General features: G+C 72.6%; 15 protein-coding genes. 3 read left to right on the top strand and 12 right to left on the bottom strand.

Annotation, left to right across the window (positions count from 1 at the left end; all coding sequences use genetic code 11):
* Window positions 1–30 precede the first annotated feature (30 nt).
* Together O3597_RS00380 and O3597_RS00375 are read right to left on the bottom strand one after the other, a co-directional pair.
* Window positions 31–993, bottom strand: a complete 963-nt coding sequence (locus tag O3597_RS00380) for a complex I subunit 1 family protein (protein WP_164448418.1) — start codon at window positions 991–993, stop codon at window positions 31–33.
* Window positions 993–1,790, bottom strand: coding sequence for an NADH-quinone oxidoreductase subunit C (locus O3597_RS00375; protein WP_281602969.1), 798 nt, complete (start codon window positions 1,788–1,790; stop codon window positions 993–995). The genes O3597_RS00380 and O3597_RS00375 overlap by 1 nt, the downstream gene beginning before the upstream one ends.
* 157 nt (window positions 1,791–1,947) lie before the next feature.
* Between O3597_RS00375 and O3597_RS00370 the strand changes: the two genes are divergently transcribed.
* Complete coding sequence (locus O3597_RS00370) at window positions 1,948–2,994, top strand: glucose 1-dehydrogenase (RefSeq protein WP_281602968.1); 1,047 nt, start codon at window positions 1,948–1,950, stop codon at window positions 2,992–2,994.
* Between the two features lie 18 nt (window positions 2,995–3,012).
* On the opposite strand, the gene O3597_RS00365 is transcribed toward O3597_RS00370, so the two are convergent.
* From O3597_RS00365 to O3597_RS00345, 5 genes are all read right to left on the bottom strand, one after another.
* Window positions 3,013–4,326, bottom strand: a complete 1,314-nt coding sequence (locus O3597_RS00365; RefSeq protein WP_281602967.1) for a DUF2252 domain-containing protein — start codon at window positions 4,324–4,326, stop codon at window positions 3,013–3,015.
* Window positions 4,327–4,431: 105 nt separating this feature from the next.
* On the bottom strand, window positions 4,432–5,010 hold the full coding sequence (locus O3597_RS00360) for an NADH-quinone oxidoreductase subunit B (RefSeq protein WP_164448422.1): 579 nt from the start codon (window positions 5,008–5,010) through the stop codon (window positions 4,432–4,434).
* A gap of 112 nt (window positions 5,011–5,122) precedes the next feature.
* Window positions 5,123–6,586, bottom strand: a complete 1,464-nt coding sequence (locus O3597_RS00355) for an aminotransferase class V-fold PLP-dependent enzyme (protein WP_281602966.1) — start codon at window positions 6,584–6,586, stop codon at window positions 5,123–5,125.
* Entirely contained in the window at window positions 6,583–8,085 is a 1,503-nt protein-coding gene (locus O3597_RS00350) for an MFS transporter (RefSeq protein WP_281602965.1), read from the bottom strand. The genes O3597_RS00355 and O3597_RS00350 overlap by 4 nt, the downstream gene beginning before the upstream one ends.
* A gap of 32 nt (window positions 8,086–8,117) precedes the next feature.
* On the bottom strand, window positions 8,118–8,432 hold the full coding sequence (locus tag O3597_RS00345; RefSeq protein WP_281602964.1) for an MGMT family protein: 315 nt from the start codon (window positions 8,430–8,432) through the stop codon (window positions 8,118–8,120).
* A 61-nt stretch (window positions 8,433–8,493) separates the two neighbouring features.
* On the opposite strand from O3597_RS00345, the gene proB reads away from it, so the two are divergent.
* Both proB and O3597_RS00335 read left to right on the top strand, forming a co-directional pair.
* Window positions 8,494–9,603 carry a glutamate 5-kinase gene (gene proB, locus O3597_RS00340; RefSeq protein WP_281602963.1) on the top strand — a complete coding sequence of 370 codons (1,110 nt, stop codon included), beginning with the start codon at window positions 8,494–8,496 and terminating at the stop codon, window positions 9,601–9,603.
* Between the two features lie 36 nt (window positions 9,604–9,639).
* Window positions 9,640–10,884, top strand: coding sequence for a glutamate-5-semialdehyde dehydrogenase (locus O3597_RS00335; RefSeq protein ID WP_164448427.1), 1,245 nt, complete (start codon window positions 9,640–9,642; stop codon window positions 10,882–10,884).
* Between the two features lie 42 nt (window positions 10,885–10,926).
* Here O3597_RS00335 and O3597_RS00330 read toward each other — a convergent pair whose 3' ends face one another.
* The 5 genes from O3597_RS00330 to O3597_RS00310 form a co-directional block, all read right to left on the bottom strand.
* On the bottom strand, window positions 10,927–11,847 hold the full coding sequence (locus O3597_RS00330; protein ID WP_235944920.1) for a prenyltransferase/squalene oxidase repeat-containing protein: 921 nt from the start codon (window positions 11,845–11,847) through the stop codon (window positions 10,927–10,929).
* Between the two features lie 31 nt (window positions 11,848–11,878).
* Entirely contained in the window at window positions 11,879–13,123 is a 1,245-nt protein-coding gene (gene moeZ / locus O3597_RS00325) for an adenylyltransferase/sulfurtransferase MoeZ (RefSeq protein ID WP_208020950.1), read from the bottom strand.
* Between the two features lie 27 nt (window positions 13,124–13,150).
* Window positions 13,151–13,876 carry a DUF3152 domain-containing protein gene (locus O3597_RS00320; protein WP_281602962.1) on the bottom strand — a complete coding sequence of 242 codons (726 nt, stop codon included), beginning with the start codon at window positions 13,874–13,876 and terminating at the stop codon, window positions 13,151–13,153.
* A gap of 152 nt (window positions 13,877–14,028) precedes the next feature.
* Window positions 14,029–14,856, bottom strand: a complete 828-nt coding sequence (locus tag O3597_RS00315) for a DUF3152 domain-containing protein (RefSeq protein ID WP_281602961.1) — start codon at window positions 14,854–14,856, stop codon at window positions 14,029–14,031.
* A gap of 121 nt (window positions 14,857–14,977) precedes the next feature.
* Window positions 14,978–15,952 (bottom strand): alpha/beta hydrolase, encoded by a 975-nt coding sequence (locus tag O3597_RS00310; protein ID WP_281602960.1) that lies wholly within the window; start codon window positions 15,950–15,952, stop codon window positions 14,978–14,980.
* Window positions 15,953–15,958 lie beyond the last annotated feature (6 nt).

Genomic DNA, 15,958 nt, shown 5'->3' with positions numbered 1-15,958 from the left:
TTGATCAACGGGGGTCGTCTCGGGGTGGGGTCAGAGGGTTAGGCGGATGGCGGCGGTCAGGACTAGTTGGGCCAGGGCGGCGGGGACCAGGACCAGCCAGCAGAGGCGTTGGAGCTGGTCTTCGCGCAGCCGGGGGTAGGAGACCCGGAGCCAGATGATCACGAAGCTGACGGCGGCGACCTTGAGCAGGGTCCAGAGCCAGCCGAGCTGGGCGTCGGCGAACGGGCCCTGCCAGCCGCCGAGGAACAGCACGGTGGTGAGTGCGGCGATCACCACGATGCCGACGTACTCGGCCAGCAGCAGGAACGCGAAGCGCAGTCCGGTGTACTCGGTCAGGTAGCCGAAGACCAGCTCCGAATCGGCGACCGGCATGTCGAAGGGTGGCCGGCGGATCTCGGCCAGCCCGGCCACGAAGAAGATCACCATCGCCGGTGCCTGCCAGAGCAGCCACCACGGCTGCCACGCCTCGACGATGCCGGAGAGGCTGAGCGTCCCGGCGGCCATCGCCACCGACGCGGCGGCCAGCACCAGCGGCAGCTCGTAACCGAGCAGTTGTGCCGCACCACGCAGCCCACCGAGCAGGCTGTACTTGTTGGCCGACGCCCAGGCCGACATGAGCACGGCCAGCACGCCCACCCCGACCACCGCCAGCACGAAGAACAGCCCGATGTCGAGCGGCTGCCCGACCAGGTCGTTCGGGCCGAGCGGGATCACCAGCAGGGCCAGCAGGTACGGCACCAGCGCCACCGCCGGAGCCAACCGGAACACCGGTCGGTCGGCCGCGCGCGGGGTGACGTCCTCCTTCTGGACGAACTTCACCCCGTCGGCGATCAACTGCGCCCAGCCGTGGAAGCCGCCCGCGTACATCGGGCCGAGCCGGCCCTGCATGTGCGCCATCACCTTGTGTTCCGCCTGGCCCACCAGCAACGGCAGGACGAGGAAGGCGGCCAGCACGCCACCGATCCGGACAACCAGTTCCAGCCAGAGCGGCATCAGGCCCCACCTCCGTCATCCGGCGCCGGACCACCCTCGGATGCTGGCGGATCCCCAGCCGTCGGGCCGCCGGGGGCCGCCGGCTCCCCGGTGGAGCCGGCCTCCCGAGGGGTACGCGGCCCGCGGGCACCCGGTGCCGGACGGGCCGGGCGCTCCCGGGCCGGGCGGGCCGGGGTGCCGCCGCGTGGGCCCTCCCCCACCCCACCGGCACCGGCGGGGGTCGGCACGACTCCCCACTCACCTGGCGCGGGCACGCCCGGGGGTCGGATCGGGCGGCGTCCACCGCCGGCCTCCGACTCACCCGGCTCCTTCGCGCCCGGCCAGGGCTTCGCCACCCGGGATGCCAGCACGAACTCCTTGCGCAGCGGGTGCCCCTCGAACTCCGGTGGCAGCAGCAGCGGGAGCAGGCCAGCGTGCCCGGCGAAGTCGATGCCGAACATCTCGTGAGTCTCCCGCTCGTGCCAGGCGGCCCCCGGGTAGACCGCCACCACGGAGTCCACAGTCGGTGTGTCGCGGGACACCCGGGCCCGCAACAGCACCCCGTGCCGGTGCGCGGTGGACCAGAGGTGGGCCACCACGTCGAACCCGTCGGCCAGCTCGTCGACCGCCGACAGCCAGTCGAAGTAGTCGCAGGCCAGCTCGGTGTCGTCCCGAGCGGCCAGCAGCGCGGCCCGCCAGGCGTGCGGGGGCACGTCGACGGTGGCCCGGGCATGGACCTGACCGCCGGAGACCGTCGCGGTGGCCTCGACGGGCGCGAGCAGCGCGACGAGCCGTTGGCCGACCTCTTCCGGTGTCATGCCGCTGATCCTAGGCCCTGCGGCCGGCGTCCTCGCCTCGTGCGGAGGCGGCGCCGGACGGCAACCGACCCGGTACGCGGGCGGCCGGTGCACGCAAGCGGGTGACTCCGGTGCGCTTCGCCGGTGCCACCCGTCGGCGGCCACCAGGATGAAGTCTGTGCGCGCTGTGACCGTCATTCCCGGAGTACCCGGCTCGCTGCGGCTGCTCGACGACTACCCCGAACCGGCCCCCGAAGAGGGACCGATCCTGGTGGAGGCCCTCTCGGTTGGCGTCTGCGGAACCGACATCGAGATCATCGAGGGGCAGTACGGCGAGGCGCCGCCCGGCACCGATCACCTGGTGCTCGGTCACGAGTCACTGGGTCGGGTGCTGGAGGATCCGACCGGCACCCGGCAGCCGGGCGACCTGGTGGCCGGGATCGTCCGGCATCCCGATCCGATGCCCTGCCCGAACTGCGCGGTCGGTGAGTGGGACATGTGCCGCAACGGCCTGTTCACCGAGCACGGCATCAAGGCGCTGCCGGGCTTCGCCCGCGAGCGGTGGCGGTTGCAGCCCCGCTTCGCGGTGGGACTCGATCCCGCACTGATCGAGGTGGGGATGCTGCTCGAACCGACGAGTGTGATGGTCAAGGCGTGGGACCACGTCGACCGGATCGGCCTGCGGGCGGAGTGGCAGCCCCGCACCGCGTTGATCACCGGTGCCGGCCCGATCGGCCTGCTCGCCGCGCTGCTGGCCAGTCAGCGGGGCCTCTCCGTGCACGTGCTCGACCTGGCCACCGAAGGCCCGAAGCCGGCGCTCGCCGGCGCGCTCGGTGCCACGTACCACTCCGGACCGCTCGACCAGCTGGACCTCGAACCGGACGTCATCGTCGAGTGCACCGGCGCGCCGGCGGTCGTGCTGGAGGCGATGTGCAAGGTCGGTCCCAACGGGATCGTCTGCCTGGCCGGGGTCTCCAGCGGCGGCCGGACGATCGACTTCGACGCGGGCGCGCTGAACCGGACCCTCGTGCTGGAGAACAACGTCGTCTTCGGCTCGGTGAACGCCAACCGGCGGCACTGGGAGGGTGCCGCCGAGGCCCTTTCCAAGGCCGACCCGGCCTGGCTCGCCTCACTGATCACCCGCCGGGTGCCGCTGGCCCAGTACGCCACCGCCTACTCGCCCGGACCGCAGGACATCAAGGTCGTCCTCGACTTCGCCCGCTGAACACCCCGCAGGCTCGGGTCAGATGCCGGGCAGCCGGCCGTTGCGGAACAGGTCGACGAAGAGCTGATGATCGTGACGGGCGCGTACCCCGTACGTGTGGGCGAAGTCGACCAGGTGCCCGACGAAGCCGGCGGTGTCCGCGTCCACGACGGCGACGATGGCCTCCTCGGTCGAGTAGTCGACCAGGTCGTGGCTGGACTCGTCGTCGGCCACCGAGTGCATCCGGGCGACCGCCCGCCCCAGGTCGGCCAGCACCCCGGCCAGTTCCTCCGGCTCGTTGACGTCCGCCCAGTCGAGGTCGGCCGCGTACGGGGACACCTCGGCGACGAGTTGACCGACGCCGTCGAGTTCGGTGAAGCCCAGCCACGGGTCGGCGTGCGCCTGGAGGGCCCGCTGCGACTCGGCGGTGCGGTGCCCCTGGTGCCGGAAGTAGCCACGGACCCGCTCGTCGTCGACGTAGCGGGCCACCGCCGGCACCTGAGCCTGCTTCATGTAGATCACGACGTCGTTCTCCAACGCCTGGGTGTGCCCCTCCAGCAGGAGGTTGTACGAGGGTAGGCCGGCCGAGCCGATGCCCACCCCCTTGCGCAACACCACGTCCTTGATCTGAGCGGCGAGCGGCCGGGCCTGCACCGTGGGGGGCAGCGTCTCCAGGTACGCCTCGAACGCCGCGCACACCCGCGCCCGCACGTCCCCGTCGATCTCGTACACCCCGTCGCCCACGGAGAAGCGCCGCTCGTAGTTGTCGATGGTGGTCTGTCCGCGCAGCAGGTCGACCCGGGTGTTCAGCCGCGCCTGCTGGAGCACCCGGCGCAGCACCCCGTCGGCGTTGTCCAGGGTGATCGACCCGATGGCGTCGTCCCCACCGGCGGCGATGGCCCGCAGTTCGACCAGGTACGCGTTCGCGAAGCAGGTGACCAGGTCGCTGATGACCCGGTCGGAGAGCGCCTTGGTGTAGCCGATCAACGCGACGCTGGCGACGAACCGCCGCAGGTCCCAGGTGAACGGCCCGACGTACGCCTCGTCGAAGTCGTTGACGTTGAAGACGAGCTGACCGGAGCCGTTCATGTAGGTGCCGAAGTTCTCCGCGTGCAGGTCGCCGTGGATCCACACCCGGCTGGTCCGCGCGTCGAGAAAGCGGTCGTCGGCGAAGTCGCCCCGCTGGTCGGCGTAGAAGAGGCTGGCACTGCCCCGGTAGAAGGCGAACGGCGAGGCGGCCATCTTGCGGAACTTGCGCCGGAAGGCGGCCGGGTCGAGCGCCATCAGGGTGCCGAACTCCTCGGTCAGCACCTCGACGATGAAGGCGGAACGCTGCTCGGCGACATCGGTCATGATCCGTACGCTAGCGAAGCCACACCACCCGGACGGCCAGCCGAGCGACCGGTCTCGCCGGACCGACCGGACCGCGGTCCACACCCGGCCGGGCACCTCCGCCGGTCAGGGATTCGGTGGACGCACCGGCGGTGCGGTCAGGGAGGCGACCGAGCGGGCGGGGGCGCCGTCGCGGGGCGGGGCGTCGACCGGTGGGGCGAGCGGGTCGGTGCGGGACACCCCGCCGATGCCGGACTGCTCGGCGGCGATCTTCTCCTGGAGCCGGAGGATGCCGTGCAGCAGCGCCTCCGGCCGGGGCGGGCAGCCGGGCACGTACACGTCGACCGGGATGAGCTGGTCGACCCCCTTGGTCACCGAGTACGAGTCCCAGTACGGGCCGCCGCAGTTGGAGCAGGCACCGAACGAGATCACGTACTTCGGCTCGGGCATCTGGTCGTAGAGCCGCTTGATCGCCGGAGCCATCTTGTCGGTGACGGTGCCGGAGACCACCATCAGGTCGGCCTGCCGGGGACCGTGCGCGAACGGGATCACGCCCAGCCGCATGAAGTCGTGCCGGGACATGCTTGTCGCGATGAACTCGATGGCGCAGCAGGCCAGGCCGAAGTTGAAGACCCAGAGCGAGTAGCGCCGGCCCCAGTTGAGCACGAACCGGATCGGCTCACCGAGCACCGCAGGCAGCTGCACGACCGCTCCCCCTCCCGTCCCCGACAGTCAACCACAGCGACCCGACGTCTGCGGTGGCCGCCGCCCGGCGACGGACGTCGCCGAGCGGTGCACGATCAGGAACCGGTGGGCGCTACCACGCGGGACGTTGCAGCAGGCTGACGAACTCGACGAGCAGCCGTTCACGCAGCGCCGGTGGGGCGGCGTCGAGCAACGTGTTGACCAGGGCCATCCGCTCCGGCAGCCCACCACCCGGGCCCAGCCCGAGTCCGGCGGCGAGCCCGGCGACCACATCGCCGGTGAGCCCCTCCGGCGCCAGCGTGCCAGCCAGGGCCCGCAGCTCCGGCGGCAACGCGACCGGGCCCGCCGCGCGGGCGGCGGCGACCGCGTCGGCCAGATCGGGACCGAACTCCGCCGCCCGGGGTGCCACCGCGGCGGTCACCGTGAGGTGCACGCTTGGCGGCAGGCCGGCGTACGACAGCTGGGGCTGGGTGTGCCAGCCCCGCGCGGCCAACTCGTCGACCAGCACGAACAGGTCCGGCCCGGTTTCGGTGGCGGTGAAGCAGACCACCGTCGACTCCGGCTCGGCGACCAGCCGCAACCCGTCGGCGCCGCGTACCGCCTCGGTCAGGGTGCACACCGCCGCCCAGGTGCGCCGGGTCAGTTCCAGGTAGCCGTCGTCACCGAGATGCCGCACGGTGGCGTACGCGGCGGCGATCGGCCCACCGGAGCGGGTGGAGGAGATCACCGGGTTGATCATGGTGTACCCGGGCCAGTCGGCGTAGGCGAAGTACTGCGGGGCACGCAGTTGCGGATCGCGGTGCAGCAGCACCGACACGCCCTTCGGCGCGTACGCGTACTTGTGCAGGTCCACCGAGATCGAGGTGACGCCGGGCACGCCCAGGTCGAACGGGGGCACCGGCAGGCCGAGGCGCCGCAGGTACGGCAGCGTCCAGCCACCGAAGCAGGCGTCCACATGGCAACGGACCCCGGCGGCGGCGGCCACCTCGGCGATCTGTTCGACCGGGTCCACGACGCCGTGCGCGTACGAGGGGGCGGAGCAGGCCACCAGCACCGTCTCCGGCCGGAGGGCGGCGGCCACGTCGGCGACGGCCGGGCGCAGGGTGCTCGGGTCGACCGGCACGGTGTCGAGTTCCACCCGCAGGTAGTGAGCCGCCTTGGCGAAGGCGGCATGGGCACTGGCCGGTACCACGATCCGGGGTGCCGCGATGTCCGGCCGGGCGTCCCGGGCGGTCTTGACGGCCAGGATGAGCGACTCGGTGCCGCCGCTGGTGACGCTGCCGACGACGTCCGGTGCGCTCGTGCCCGGCCCGCCGCCGAGCAGCCGCGCCGCCGCCGCGACAAGCGTGTTCTCCATGGCCAGCAGGGACGGGAAGGCGGTCGGGTCGAGCCCGTTGACGTGGGCGCTCTCGGCGTACGCGGCGGCGGCGAGCGCGTCCAGCCCGGGCACCGCGGGGTCGTACACGTACGCGAACAGCCGCCCCCCGTGCGTCGGTCGATCCAACGCCCGCAGCTCGCGGATCTCCGCCAGCACCTGCTCCGCCGGCATCCCGTCCGGCCGGTTCTCGTCGATCATTGAGTTGTGGCGCCCTTTCCGTGGTTTTCAGCGGCTTCTGTTCCTGCCACGACTGCATGATCGGCGGTGGTCGGGGGTGGGGTGGTGGAGGTGAGGCGGGCGGGGGTCAGGTCGTAGGGGCGCAGCAGGAGGGTGGCCAGGCCGATCAGGAGGGCGGGGAGGATCGTGAAGCCGAGCAGGACGCCGAGGCGGGCGGTGTCGGACTGGGTGGCGGAGGTGCCGGTGGTGGAGGAGACGTAGCCGGTCAGGGCGAGCACCAGCCCGTAGATGCCGGGGCCGAGGGCCAGACCGAAGGTCTCACCGGCCGTCCACACGCCGGTGAAGACCCCGGCCTGCCGGCGGCCGGTGCGCGCGGTGTCGTACGCGATGCAGTCCGGGAGCATGGCCAGCGCGAACACCTGTTGTCCGGCGTACCCGACGCCGAGGAACGCGACCAACAGGTAGACCACGGCGGCCGGCAGCACCGGCGCGGCGACCAACGCCAGTCCGCCGGCGGCCAGGATCAGCGATGCCGCCACCAGGGCGGCGAGCTTGCCCACCCGCGCACCCACCCGGGACCAGAGCGGCATCACCACGAGCGCCGGGCCGACGAAGCAGACGAAGAGCACCGTCGGGCCGGTCGTCGGATCTGCCAGCACGTGGTCGGCGAAGTACTGGACCCCGGCGAGGATGGTGGCCACCCCGGCGGACTGCACCACGAAGCAGAGCAGCAACGCCCGGAAGGGCCGGTTGCGGGCGGCGACGGTGAGTTGGGCGCGCAGGCTCGGCTCGCTCTCGCCGACCGTGCCCTGCGGGGCGGACCGGGTGCCGAGGAAGGCGCCGACGGCGCCGAGCGCGATGAGGGCGGCCACGAAGACGCCCATCCACCGGTGCCCGGGAACGCCTCCGCCGGCCGCGTCGCGCACCAGCGGTGCCACCGCACCGGCGACCAGGATGGCCAGCGCCAGCACCGCGATCCGCCAGGTCATCATCCGGGTACGTTCGGTGTAGTCACTCGTCAGCTCGGCCGGCATCGCCACGTACGGCACCTGGAAGAAGGCGAACGCGGTAGCCGTGGCCAGGAACGCGACGGCGACGTACGCCCCGGAGGCGGGACCGGCTCCGAACGGCGCGGCGAAGATGGCCCCGAAAAGGACGGCAAGTGCCAGCCCACCGAAGAGCAGGTACGGACGACGTGCACCCCAGCGCGACCGGGTGCGGTCGGAGATCCGCCCGGCGACCGGGTTGACCAGCACGTCCCACGCCTTCGGCAGCAGCACCAGCAGGGCGGCCACCCCGGCGGCCACCCCGAGCGTGTCGGTGAGGTAGGGCAGCAGCAGCAGACCCGGCACGGTGCCGAAGGCCCCGGTCGCCAGCGAGCCGAGCGCGTAGCCGGCGTGCACGCCCCTGGGCAGCGTGCCCAGCACGGTCGAGGTCGCGCCCGGCAGAACCGAGGCGGAGGTCGTAGACGCCAGGCCGGAGGCGGGCGTGGGGCCGGAGCCACCCGGCAGTGCGGTCATGAGGCCGAATATTACTCACGTTATGGCGGGGGTCACATCCCCTGCCCGGGCCACCACCCGGCCGACCGCATGTCCACCCCGGTACCGCGCAGCGGCGTCCCCTCGGCGATCCAACGTGCCCGCGCCTCGCGGGCCAGCCGGGGCGGCAGTCCGCCGGACGCGTTCACCACCCGGTGCCACGGGGCCCCACCACCGTGGCGGGCCATGATCGCCCCGACCAGCCGGGCCGACGCCCGCCCGGAGCGCTCGGCCAACGCGTCGGCCACCGCCCCGTACGACATCACCCGGCCGGGCGGGATCCGGTCGACCAGTTCCAGCACCGCCTCGACGTACTCGTCAGGTGTCACAAGCGGCCAGACTATGGGAACGGCGGCGGGACGTGCCGCGACGACAGCGCAGAATGGGCGGGTGCGCGACGCAGTCACGGCGGCCCGGCGGGTCGTTGTCAAGATCGGGTCCTCCTCGTTGACCACCGCCACCGGCGGCCTGGACGACGGGCGGGTGGACGCGCTTGTCGACGCCCTCGGTCTACGGGCCGCCGACGGCCGCGAGGTGGTGCTGGTCTCCTCCGGCGCGATCGCCGCCGGCCTCGCCCCACTCGGGCTGCCCCGGCGACCGCGCGACCTGGCCACCCAGCAGGCCGCCGCCAGCGTCGGCCAGGGCCTGCTGATCGGGCGGTACGCGGCCGCCTTCGCCCGGCACGGCCGCACCGTGGGCCAGGTGCTGCTCACCGTCGACGACGTGACCCGGCGGGCCCACTACCGCAACGCGTACCGCACCCTGCGCAAGCTGCTCGACCTGCGGGCGGTGCCGATCGTCAACGAGAACGACACGGTCGCCACCGAGGAGATCCGGTTCGGCGACAACGACCGGCTGGCCGCGCTGGTGGCCGCGCTCGTCGACGCCGACCTGCTGGTGCTCCTCTCCGATGTCGACGCGCTCTGGACCGGCGACCCGGCGCGCCCCGGCTCCCGTCGCATCGCCGAGGTACGCGACGAGGCGGATCTCGTCGGTGTCGAGATCGGCGGCAGCGGGCGGGCGGGGGTCGGCACCGGTGGCATGGTGACCAAGGTCGAGGCGGCCCGGATCGCCACCGGTTTCGGCATCCCGGTGGTGCTCACCTCCGCCACCCAGGCGCTCGCCGCGCTGGCCGGTGAGCCGGTCGGCACCTTCTTCCACCCCAGCCTCCGGCGACCCGCCGCCCGGCTGTTCTGGCTCGCCCACGCCACCGCGCCCCGGGGGCGGCTGCATCTCGACCCGGGCGCGGTGGCCGCCGTGGTGGGCCGACGCAAGTCGCTGCTGCCCGCCGGGATAACCGCCGTGGACGGTGCCTTCACCGCCGGCGACCCGGTCGACCTCGTCGACACCTCCGGCGCACCGGTGGCCCGAGGACTTGTCAACTACGACGCGATCGAGCTGCCCGGCCTGCTCGGGCGGTCGACCGCCGACCTCGCCGCGGCACTCGGCCCGGCGTACGAACGGGAGGTCGTCCACCGCGACGACCTGGTGCTGCTGTGAATCGCCCGACCAGGGCCGACACCTGAGGAGTGGAAGATGAGCGTGAGCGAGCAGGCCCGCCGGGCGCGAGCGGCTGCGGAGACGCTTGCCGTGGCCACGCGTACCGCCAAGGACGCCGCGCTGCACGCGATGGCCGACGCGCTGGTGGCGGGTACGCCGGAGATCCTGGCCGCGAACGCCGCGGACCTGGCGGCCGGGCGCGACGCCGGGCTGAGCGCGGCCGTGCTGGACCGGCTCGCCCTCGACGAGGGGCGGGTGGCCGGCATCGCCGACGCGCTGCGCCAGATGGCCGCGCTGCCCGACCCGGTGGGCGAGATGGTCCGCGGTTCGACCCTGCCCAACGGGCTGGAGCTGCGGCAGATCCGGGTGCCGTTCGGCGTGGTCGGCATCATCTACGAGGGGCGACCCAACGTGACAGTGGACGCTGCCGGCATCTGTCTCAAGGCCGGCAACGCGGCGCTGCTGCGCGGTTCCTCCTCGGCCGCGCACTCGAACGCGGCCCTGGTCACGGTGCTGCGTGACGCGATCGACCAGGCCGGCCTCCCCGCCGACCTGGTGCAACTGGTCGACGCCAGCAGCCGCGACTCGGTCAAGGAGCTGATGCGGGCCCGAGGGCTCGTCGACGTGCTGATCCCGCGTGGCGGAGCATCGCTGATCCGCACCGTGGTCGAGGAGTCGACCGTGCCGGTGATCGAGACCGGGGTGGGCAACTGCCATGTCTACGTGGACGCCGCCGCCGACCTGTCGATGGCGGTGTCGATCGCGCTCAACGCCAAGACGCAGCGGCTGTCCACCTGTAACACCGCCGAGTCGCTACTCGTGCACGCCGACATCGCCGACGCCTTCCTGCCCGCGATGCTTGCCGCGTTCGCCGAAGCCGGGGTGACGGTGCACGGCGACGCCCGGGTCGCGGCCCACTCCGACGCGGTGGTGGCGGCCACCGACGAGGATTTCGGCACCGAGTACCTCAGCGCGGACATCTCCGCCGCCGTCGTCGACTCACTGGACGCGGCGGTCGCGCACATCCGGCGCTACGGCAGCGGCCACACCGAGGCGATCGTGACCGACTCGCAGTCGGCCGCCCGGGAGTTCGTGGCCCGGGTCGACGCGGCCGCCGTGATGGTGAACGCCTCGACGCGCTTCACCGACGGCGGCGAGTTCGGCTTCGGCGCGGAGATCGGCATCTCCACCCAGAAGCTGCACGCCCGCGGCCCCATGGGCCTCCCCGAACTGACCAGCACCAAGTACGTGGTCACCGGCACCGGCCACCTCCGCCCCTGACCCCCTCCACCTCAACACGGGAGGGGTGCGCGGAGGCCGGGGTCAGCGGAAGGCGCGGATGACGGCGAGGGTGGCGTGTACGTCGAACTGGTGGCCGTCGTCGCTGCTCCAGCCGCCGTCGCTGCGCTGCGTCTCGGTGAGGCGGCGTCGGGCGGCGACAAGCGTCCACTCCTGATGGTCGACGCCCACCCGGCGCAGCGTCACGGCGAGCCAGGCGGCGTCGGCCGCCGACGCCTGCGGTAACCGCTCCGCCAGGACCGCCTTGATCTGCGCCGACTCGTAGAACATCTGCTGCCGGTGCAGGACGGCCGCGCTGAGCCAACCGGCGGCCAGGAAGGACGGCCAACTGCCGTCCGGGCGCAGGTGAGCGGCGAGCGCCTGGCTGGCGGCGTGCACCACACCGGCGTACGCCCCGCCGACCCGGTGGTCCAACGGCCCGGCGGCCCGCGCGTCCAGGCCCGCCACCGTCAGCCAGAACGCGGCGTTGGCGGTCAGGTACAGGCGCGCCTCCGGGTCCCCCGGACGGGCCCACTCGGGCGCGGAGTCCGCGAGGGCCCGGTCCTCCTCCCAGCAACCGTCGGGTTGCTGGCCGGCGGCGAGCCAGTCCAGCGCCCGACGTGCGCTCGGCCGGCCGAGCGCGCCGAGATCGTCCAGTTCCGCCAGCCGGAAGCAGGTCGCGTCCACCGACGCGACCTCGTCGCCCCAGGACGCCGGCCAGCCGCCGCCGAGTGTCTGCCCGACCTCGGCGCTGTCGAGCACTTCCGGCGATGGCTGCGTGCCGGTACGCAACCAGGACAGGCGGGCACGCTCCACCGCGTCCCCGTGAGCCACCACGAACCCGATCGCGGCGTCGATGTCGACCACGGCGGCCACGCTACCGGCGCAAACATGATCTCGCCTCAGGAGGACGGATAGGTGAGATCCGACCGACGGCAGGGTGGCGGCGAAGGGCCCCGCCCCCATGGAAATGGCGACGGGGCCCTCGGCGGTGGGATCAGTAGGCGGGCAGCGAGGGATCGATCTGCTTGATCCAGGAGAGCACGCCGCCCTGCACGTGCACCGCGTCGCGGAAACCGGCCGCCTTCAACGCGGCCAACGCCTCGGCGGAGCGAACGCCGGACTTGCAGTGCAGCACGATCTGCCGGTCCTGCGGAAGCTTGGACAGCGCCTCACCGGAGAGGATCTCGCCCTTGGGGATCAGCGTGGCCCCCGGGATGCGGACGATCTCGTACTCGGCCGGCTCCCGGACGTCGACGAGGAAGATGTCCTTGCCGGCGTCCTGCCACTCCTTCAGCTCGGACGCGGTGATGGTCGCGTCGACCACCGCCTCCTGGGCCTCCTCCGACACCGCACCGCAGAAGTCCTCGTAGTCCTCCATCAGGTCGGTGAGTGTCGGGTTCTCCCCGCAGAGCACGCAGTTCGGGTCCTTCCGGACCTTGATCTTGCGGTAGCTCATCTCCAGGGCGTCGTAGACCATCAACCGGCCGACAAGCGGCTCGCCGATGCCGGCGAGCAGCTTGATCGCCTCGTTGACCTGGATCGAGCCGATCGAGGCGCAGAGCACACCGAGCACGCCGCCCTCGGCGCAGGAGGGCACCATGCCCGGCGGCGGGGGCTCCGGGTAGAGGCACCGGTAGCAGGGACCGTGCTCGGCCCAGAACACCGACGCCTGGCCGTCGAAGCGGTAGATCGACCCCCAGACGTACGGCTTGCCGAGCAGCACCGCCGCGTCGTTGACCATGTAGCGGGTGGCGAAGTTGTCGGTGCCGTCGACGATCAGGTCGTACTGGGCGAAGATGTCGCGGACGTTGTCCCGGTCCAGCGCGGTGTTGTGGATCTCGACATTCACCAGCGGGTTGATCTCCCGGATGCTCGCCGCGGCCGACTCGGCCTTCGAGCGTCCGACGTCGGAGACCCCGTGGATGATCTGGCGCTGGAGGTTGGACTCGTCGACGGTGTCGAAGTCGATGATGCCCAACGTGCCGACACCGGCGGCGGCCAGGTACATCAGGGCGGGCGAACCGAGGCCACCCGCGCCGACACAGAGCACCCGGGCGTTCTTCAGCCGCTTCTGCCCGGTGACCCCGACGTCGGGGATGATCAGGTGGCGCGAGTAGCGGCGGATCTCGTCAACGGTCAGCTCGGCGGCGGGTTCGACGAGCGGGGGCAGCGACACGGTGGACTCCCCGGGATCGATGTGGCGGACAACCGGGCCATTGTCGCTCGCCGACGTGCCCATCGACCATGAGCAGCGACACGTCGCCCGCTATGCGGGAGCGGGAATACCGGCGTGCCGGCGACCGTCGAGAATCGGCCAGGCGTTCGGCAGGCAGCCATCCAGGCCGTACGTCTGCTGCTGCATGACCGGCGCCGGGTCTCCGGGCGCCGGGCACGCCTCGTGTCCCTCCCCGAATTCGTGCCCGACCTCATGGTTGATCACGTAGGCCCGGTAGACCTCGAGCGGGGCGCCGTAGTCCGGCACCGCCTCCAGCCAGCGGGCCAGATTGATGATGACCTGCCCGGGCAGCCGGCAGGAGGTGTAGCCCTCGGTACTCAGTCCCCCCTCGGCGCACATCGCCTCGGAGGTTCGCGGGGTGGCCAGGTAGATGGTGAAGTCGGCCGCATCCGCCTCGGCGATCCGCTGCACGCGCAGCTCCCCGGTGCCGATCCAGCTACGCCTGTCGGCCAGCACCCCGTCGACCACGGCGGCGAAGGCGACCGGATCCTGGCCGGTGCCCTGCTCGACGGCGACCCGGTAGCGGGCCACCGGACCACCCTCGCCGTGCACCGGCGACTGGTCACCGGCCACCGTGAAGCTGCCGTCACCCACCCACGGATACCTGCTCGGCCGGGCCTGCTCGTCGCCACCCGCCCCGGCGGCGACCCGGTTGCCGAAGCCCTGCTCCGGCGCGGCCACCCGCTGACCGGTTCGGACCAGCAGCACCGCCGTGGTGGCGGCCAGCACCAGCACCATGCCCAGGGTCACGACCACCCGGTGCGGCACCACCGGTCGGCGAGGCCGATTCTCCGGCTCCGACGGTCGAGCCGAGTGGTCGTAATCGCGCCAAAGGGGCGAAGAGGGCATGACGCCATCGTCGCATCCCTTTCCGGCACATCACCGCGATTTGATCGTCCGGCCGCCGCTCAGAGTGGCGGGCCCTGGTACCGCCGACCGTCCAGGTACGGCCACGGGTTCGCGACGCACCCCTTGAGGAAGAGCGTCTGCTGCATCATCACCGGAGCCGGCTCGCCGCGCCCCGGGCAGCGCTCGTGCCGGTTGCCCAGCTCGTGCCCGACCTCGTGGTTGACCACGTACGTCCGGTAGAGCGACAGCGGCACGTCGGCCTCGACGAAGTGCGGTACCGACAGCCGCCACCGGTCCAGGTTGATGATCACTTTTCCCGGCGCCCGGCAGGAGGTGTACGGCCGGCCACCGACCCGGATGTCCACCCCTCCGGCGGCGCACATCCGACCCGCCGTCCCAGCCGTGGCCAGGTAGACGGTGAAGTCGTGACGAGCGGAACGCTCGACCTGCCGCAGCCGCAGTCGACCACTGTCCACCCAACTGCCCGGGCCGGCCAGCGCCGTCCGCACCGCCAGGGCGAACTCGCCCGCGTCCACGCCGGTGCCGGACTCCACCGCCACCCGGTAGCGCCGGAGGTCACCGGCCGAACCCAGCACCGGGCCGGCCCGGTCGTCGTAGCCGAACCGCCCCGGACCCGTCGACGGGATCGAACCGGGCTCCCGCAGGACCGGTGGCGCGGGCGACGGGGACACCGCCACCGGCGACGGTGTCCGCACGGGTGCCGGGGACGACGGGGCCACGACCGGCCCGGAGACCACCGGTGCGACCTCGTCGGCTGCCCCCGAGCCCACGCCGGTGCCGCCGGCCACCATCGCCACCGCGGCACCGACGGCGGCCACCAGCATCGCTACCCGGACCAGCGCACCCGATCCGAGCCCTCGCCGCACCCCGTGCGCGGCGGGAGCGACCGGAGCCGCCGCTCGGTCACGGTGCGAAAACGGTCGCCGGACGGCGTGACGGCCAGCGGGACGAGCCGACCGTCGACGGCTACCAGGGCTGGGCACCCGGTCATCCTGCCAGGTCTGCCCGGCGGGCGGGTTCCCCCGCCTCGGCGAGCAGGCCCAGCACCGCCCGGGCAACCAGGCGCGGCACCTCCAGTTGGGCCACATGCCCGACACCATTGATCATGAGTAGTCGACTGTCCGGGATCACCCGCGCGGCCTGCGGGGCCACCCGTACGTCGACCAGCCGGTCCTGCCGTCCCCCGATGACCAGCGAGGGTGCGCGCACCGTACCGGCCATCCGCCACAGCGAGCCCGACCCGGGCAGGTACGACCGCACGAAGCTGGAGACCAGGCCACGGAAGGTGCGCACGTACGCCGCCGCGTAGTGCTCCGCCTCGTAGCGCACCCGGATCTCCTCCAGCGCCTCGCTCCGACGCTGGTCGCTGATCCGGCTGAGATCGGCCACGCATGCCTCCATCACCTGCTGGGCCATCACCTCCGGCGCGAGCTGGGCCAGCCGCCAGGCGGCCACCCGTTCGCCCCGGGGGATCGCCAGCAGCGGCAGCATCCGTCCCTGCAACGACCGGCGGAAGTCGAGAAACGGCAGGGCCGGCGACACCAGGGTCAGCGTCCGGACCAGATCCGGCCGGAGGGCCGCCACCCGTACCGAGATCGCACCGCCGAGCGAGTTGCCGAACAGGTGCACCGGCCCGCGGTCGGAGTACTCGATCCAGCGGATCACCCGGTCCGCGAAGACCGGCACGGTGTAGCGCCGGCCCGGCTCGCTGCGACCGAAGCCGGGCAGGTCGATCGCCTGACCGTCCAGCCGATCGGCGAGCAGGCCGGCCAGGTCGGTCCAGTTCTGCGACGAGCCGCCCAGACCGTGCACGTACAACGCCGGTTCGGCGTTCGGGGCGGTGGCCGGCGTCTCCCGGACGTAGGTGACAGCTCCGTCCAGTCGCACCTCCCGCCCCGGCCAGGGCGGCGGAACCGAGTGAGCGGGCAACAGCCGTTCGGGCCAGAGGGTGGCAGGCTTCACCGTTCC

Source organism: Verrucosispora sp. WMMA2044, assembly GCF_027497155.1.
Taxonomy (GTDB): domain Bacteria; phylum Actinomycetota; class Actinomycetes; order Mycobacteriales; family Micromonosporaceae; genus Micromonospora; species Micromonospora palythoicola.
Note: the sequence above shows the minus strand (reverse complement) of the source record. Positions and strands in the feature narration are given on the sequence as shown.

Coding starts and splice junctions, on each gene's coding strand:
- moeZ (WP_208020950.1), bottom strand. CDS start 13,123: ATGGGCACGTCGGCGAGCGACAATGGCCCGGTTGTCCGCCACATCGAT.
- O3597_RS00375 (WP_281602969.1), bottom strand. CDS start 1,790: ATGACACCGGAAGAGGTCGGCCAACGGCTCGTCGCGCTGCTCGCGCCC.
- O3597_RS00335 (WP_164448427.1), top strand. CDS start 9,640: ATGAGCGTGAGCGAGCAGGCCCGCCGGGCGCGAGCGGCTGCGGAGACG.
- O3597_RS00350 (WP_281602965.1), bottom strand. CDS start 8,085: ATGACCGCACTGCCGGGTGGCTCCGGCCCCACGCCCGCCTCCGGCCTG.
- O3597_RS00330 (WP_235944920.1), bottom strand. CDS start 11,847: ATGGGGGCGGGGCCCTTCGCCGCCACCCTGCCGTCGGTCGGATCTCAC.
- O3597_RS00355 (WP_281602966.1), bottom strand. CDS start 6,586: ATGATCGACGAGAACCGGCCGGACGGGATGCCGGCGGAGCAGGTGCTG.
- O3597_RS00365 (WP_281602967.1), bottom strand. CDS start 4,326: ATGACCGATGTCGCCGAGCAGCGTTCCGCCTTCATCGTCGAGGTGCTG.
- O3597_RS00380 (WP_164448418.1), bottom strand. CDS start 993: ATGCCGCTCTGGCTGGAACTGGTTGTCCGGATCGGTGGCGTGCTGGCC.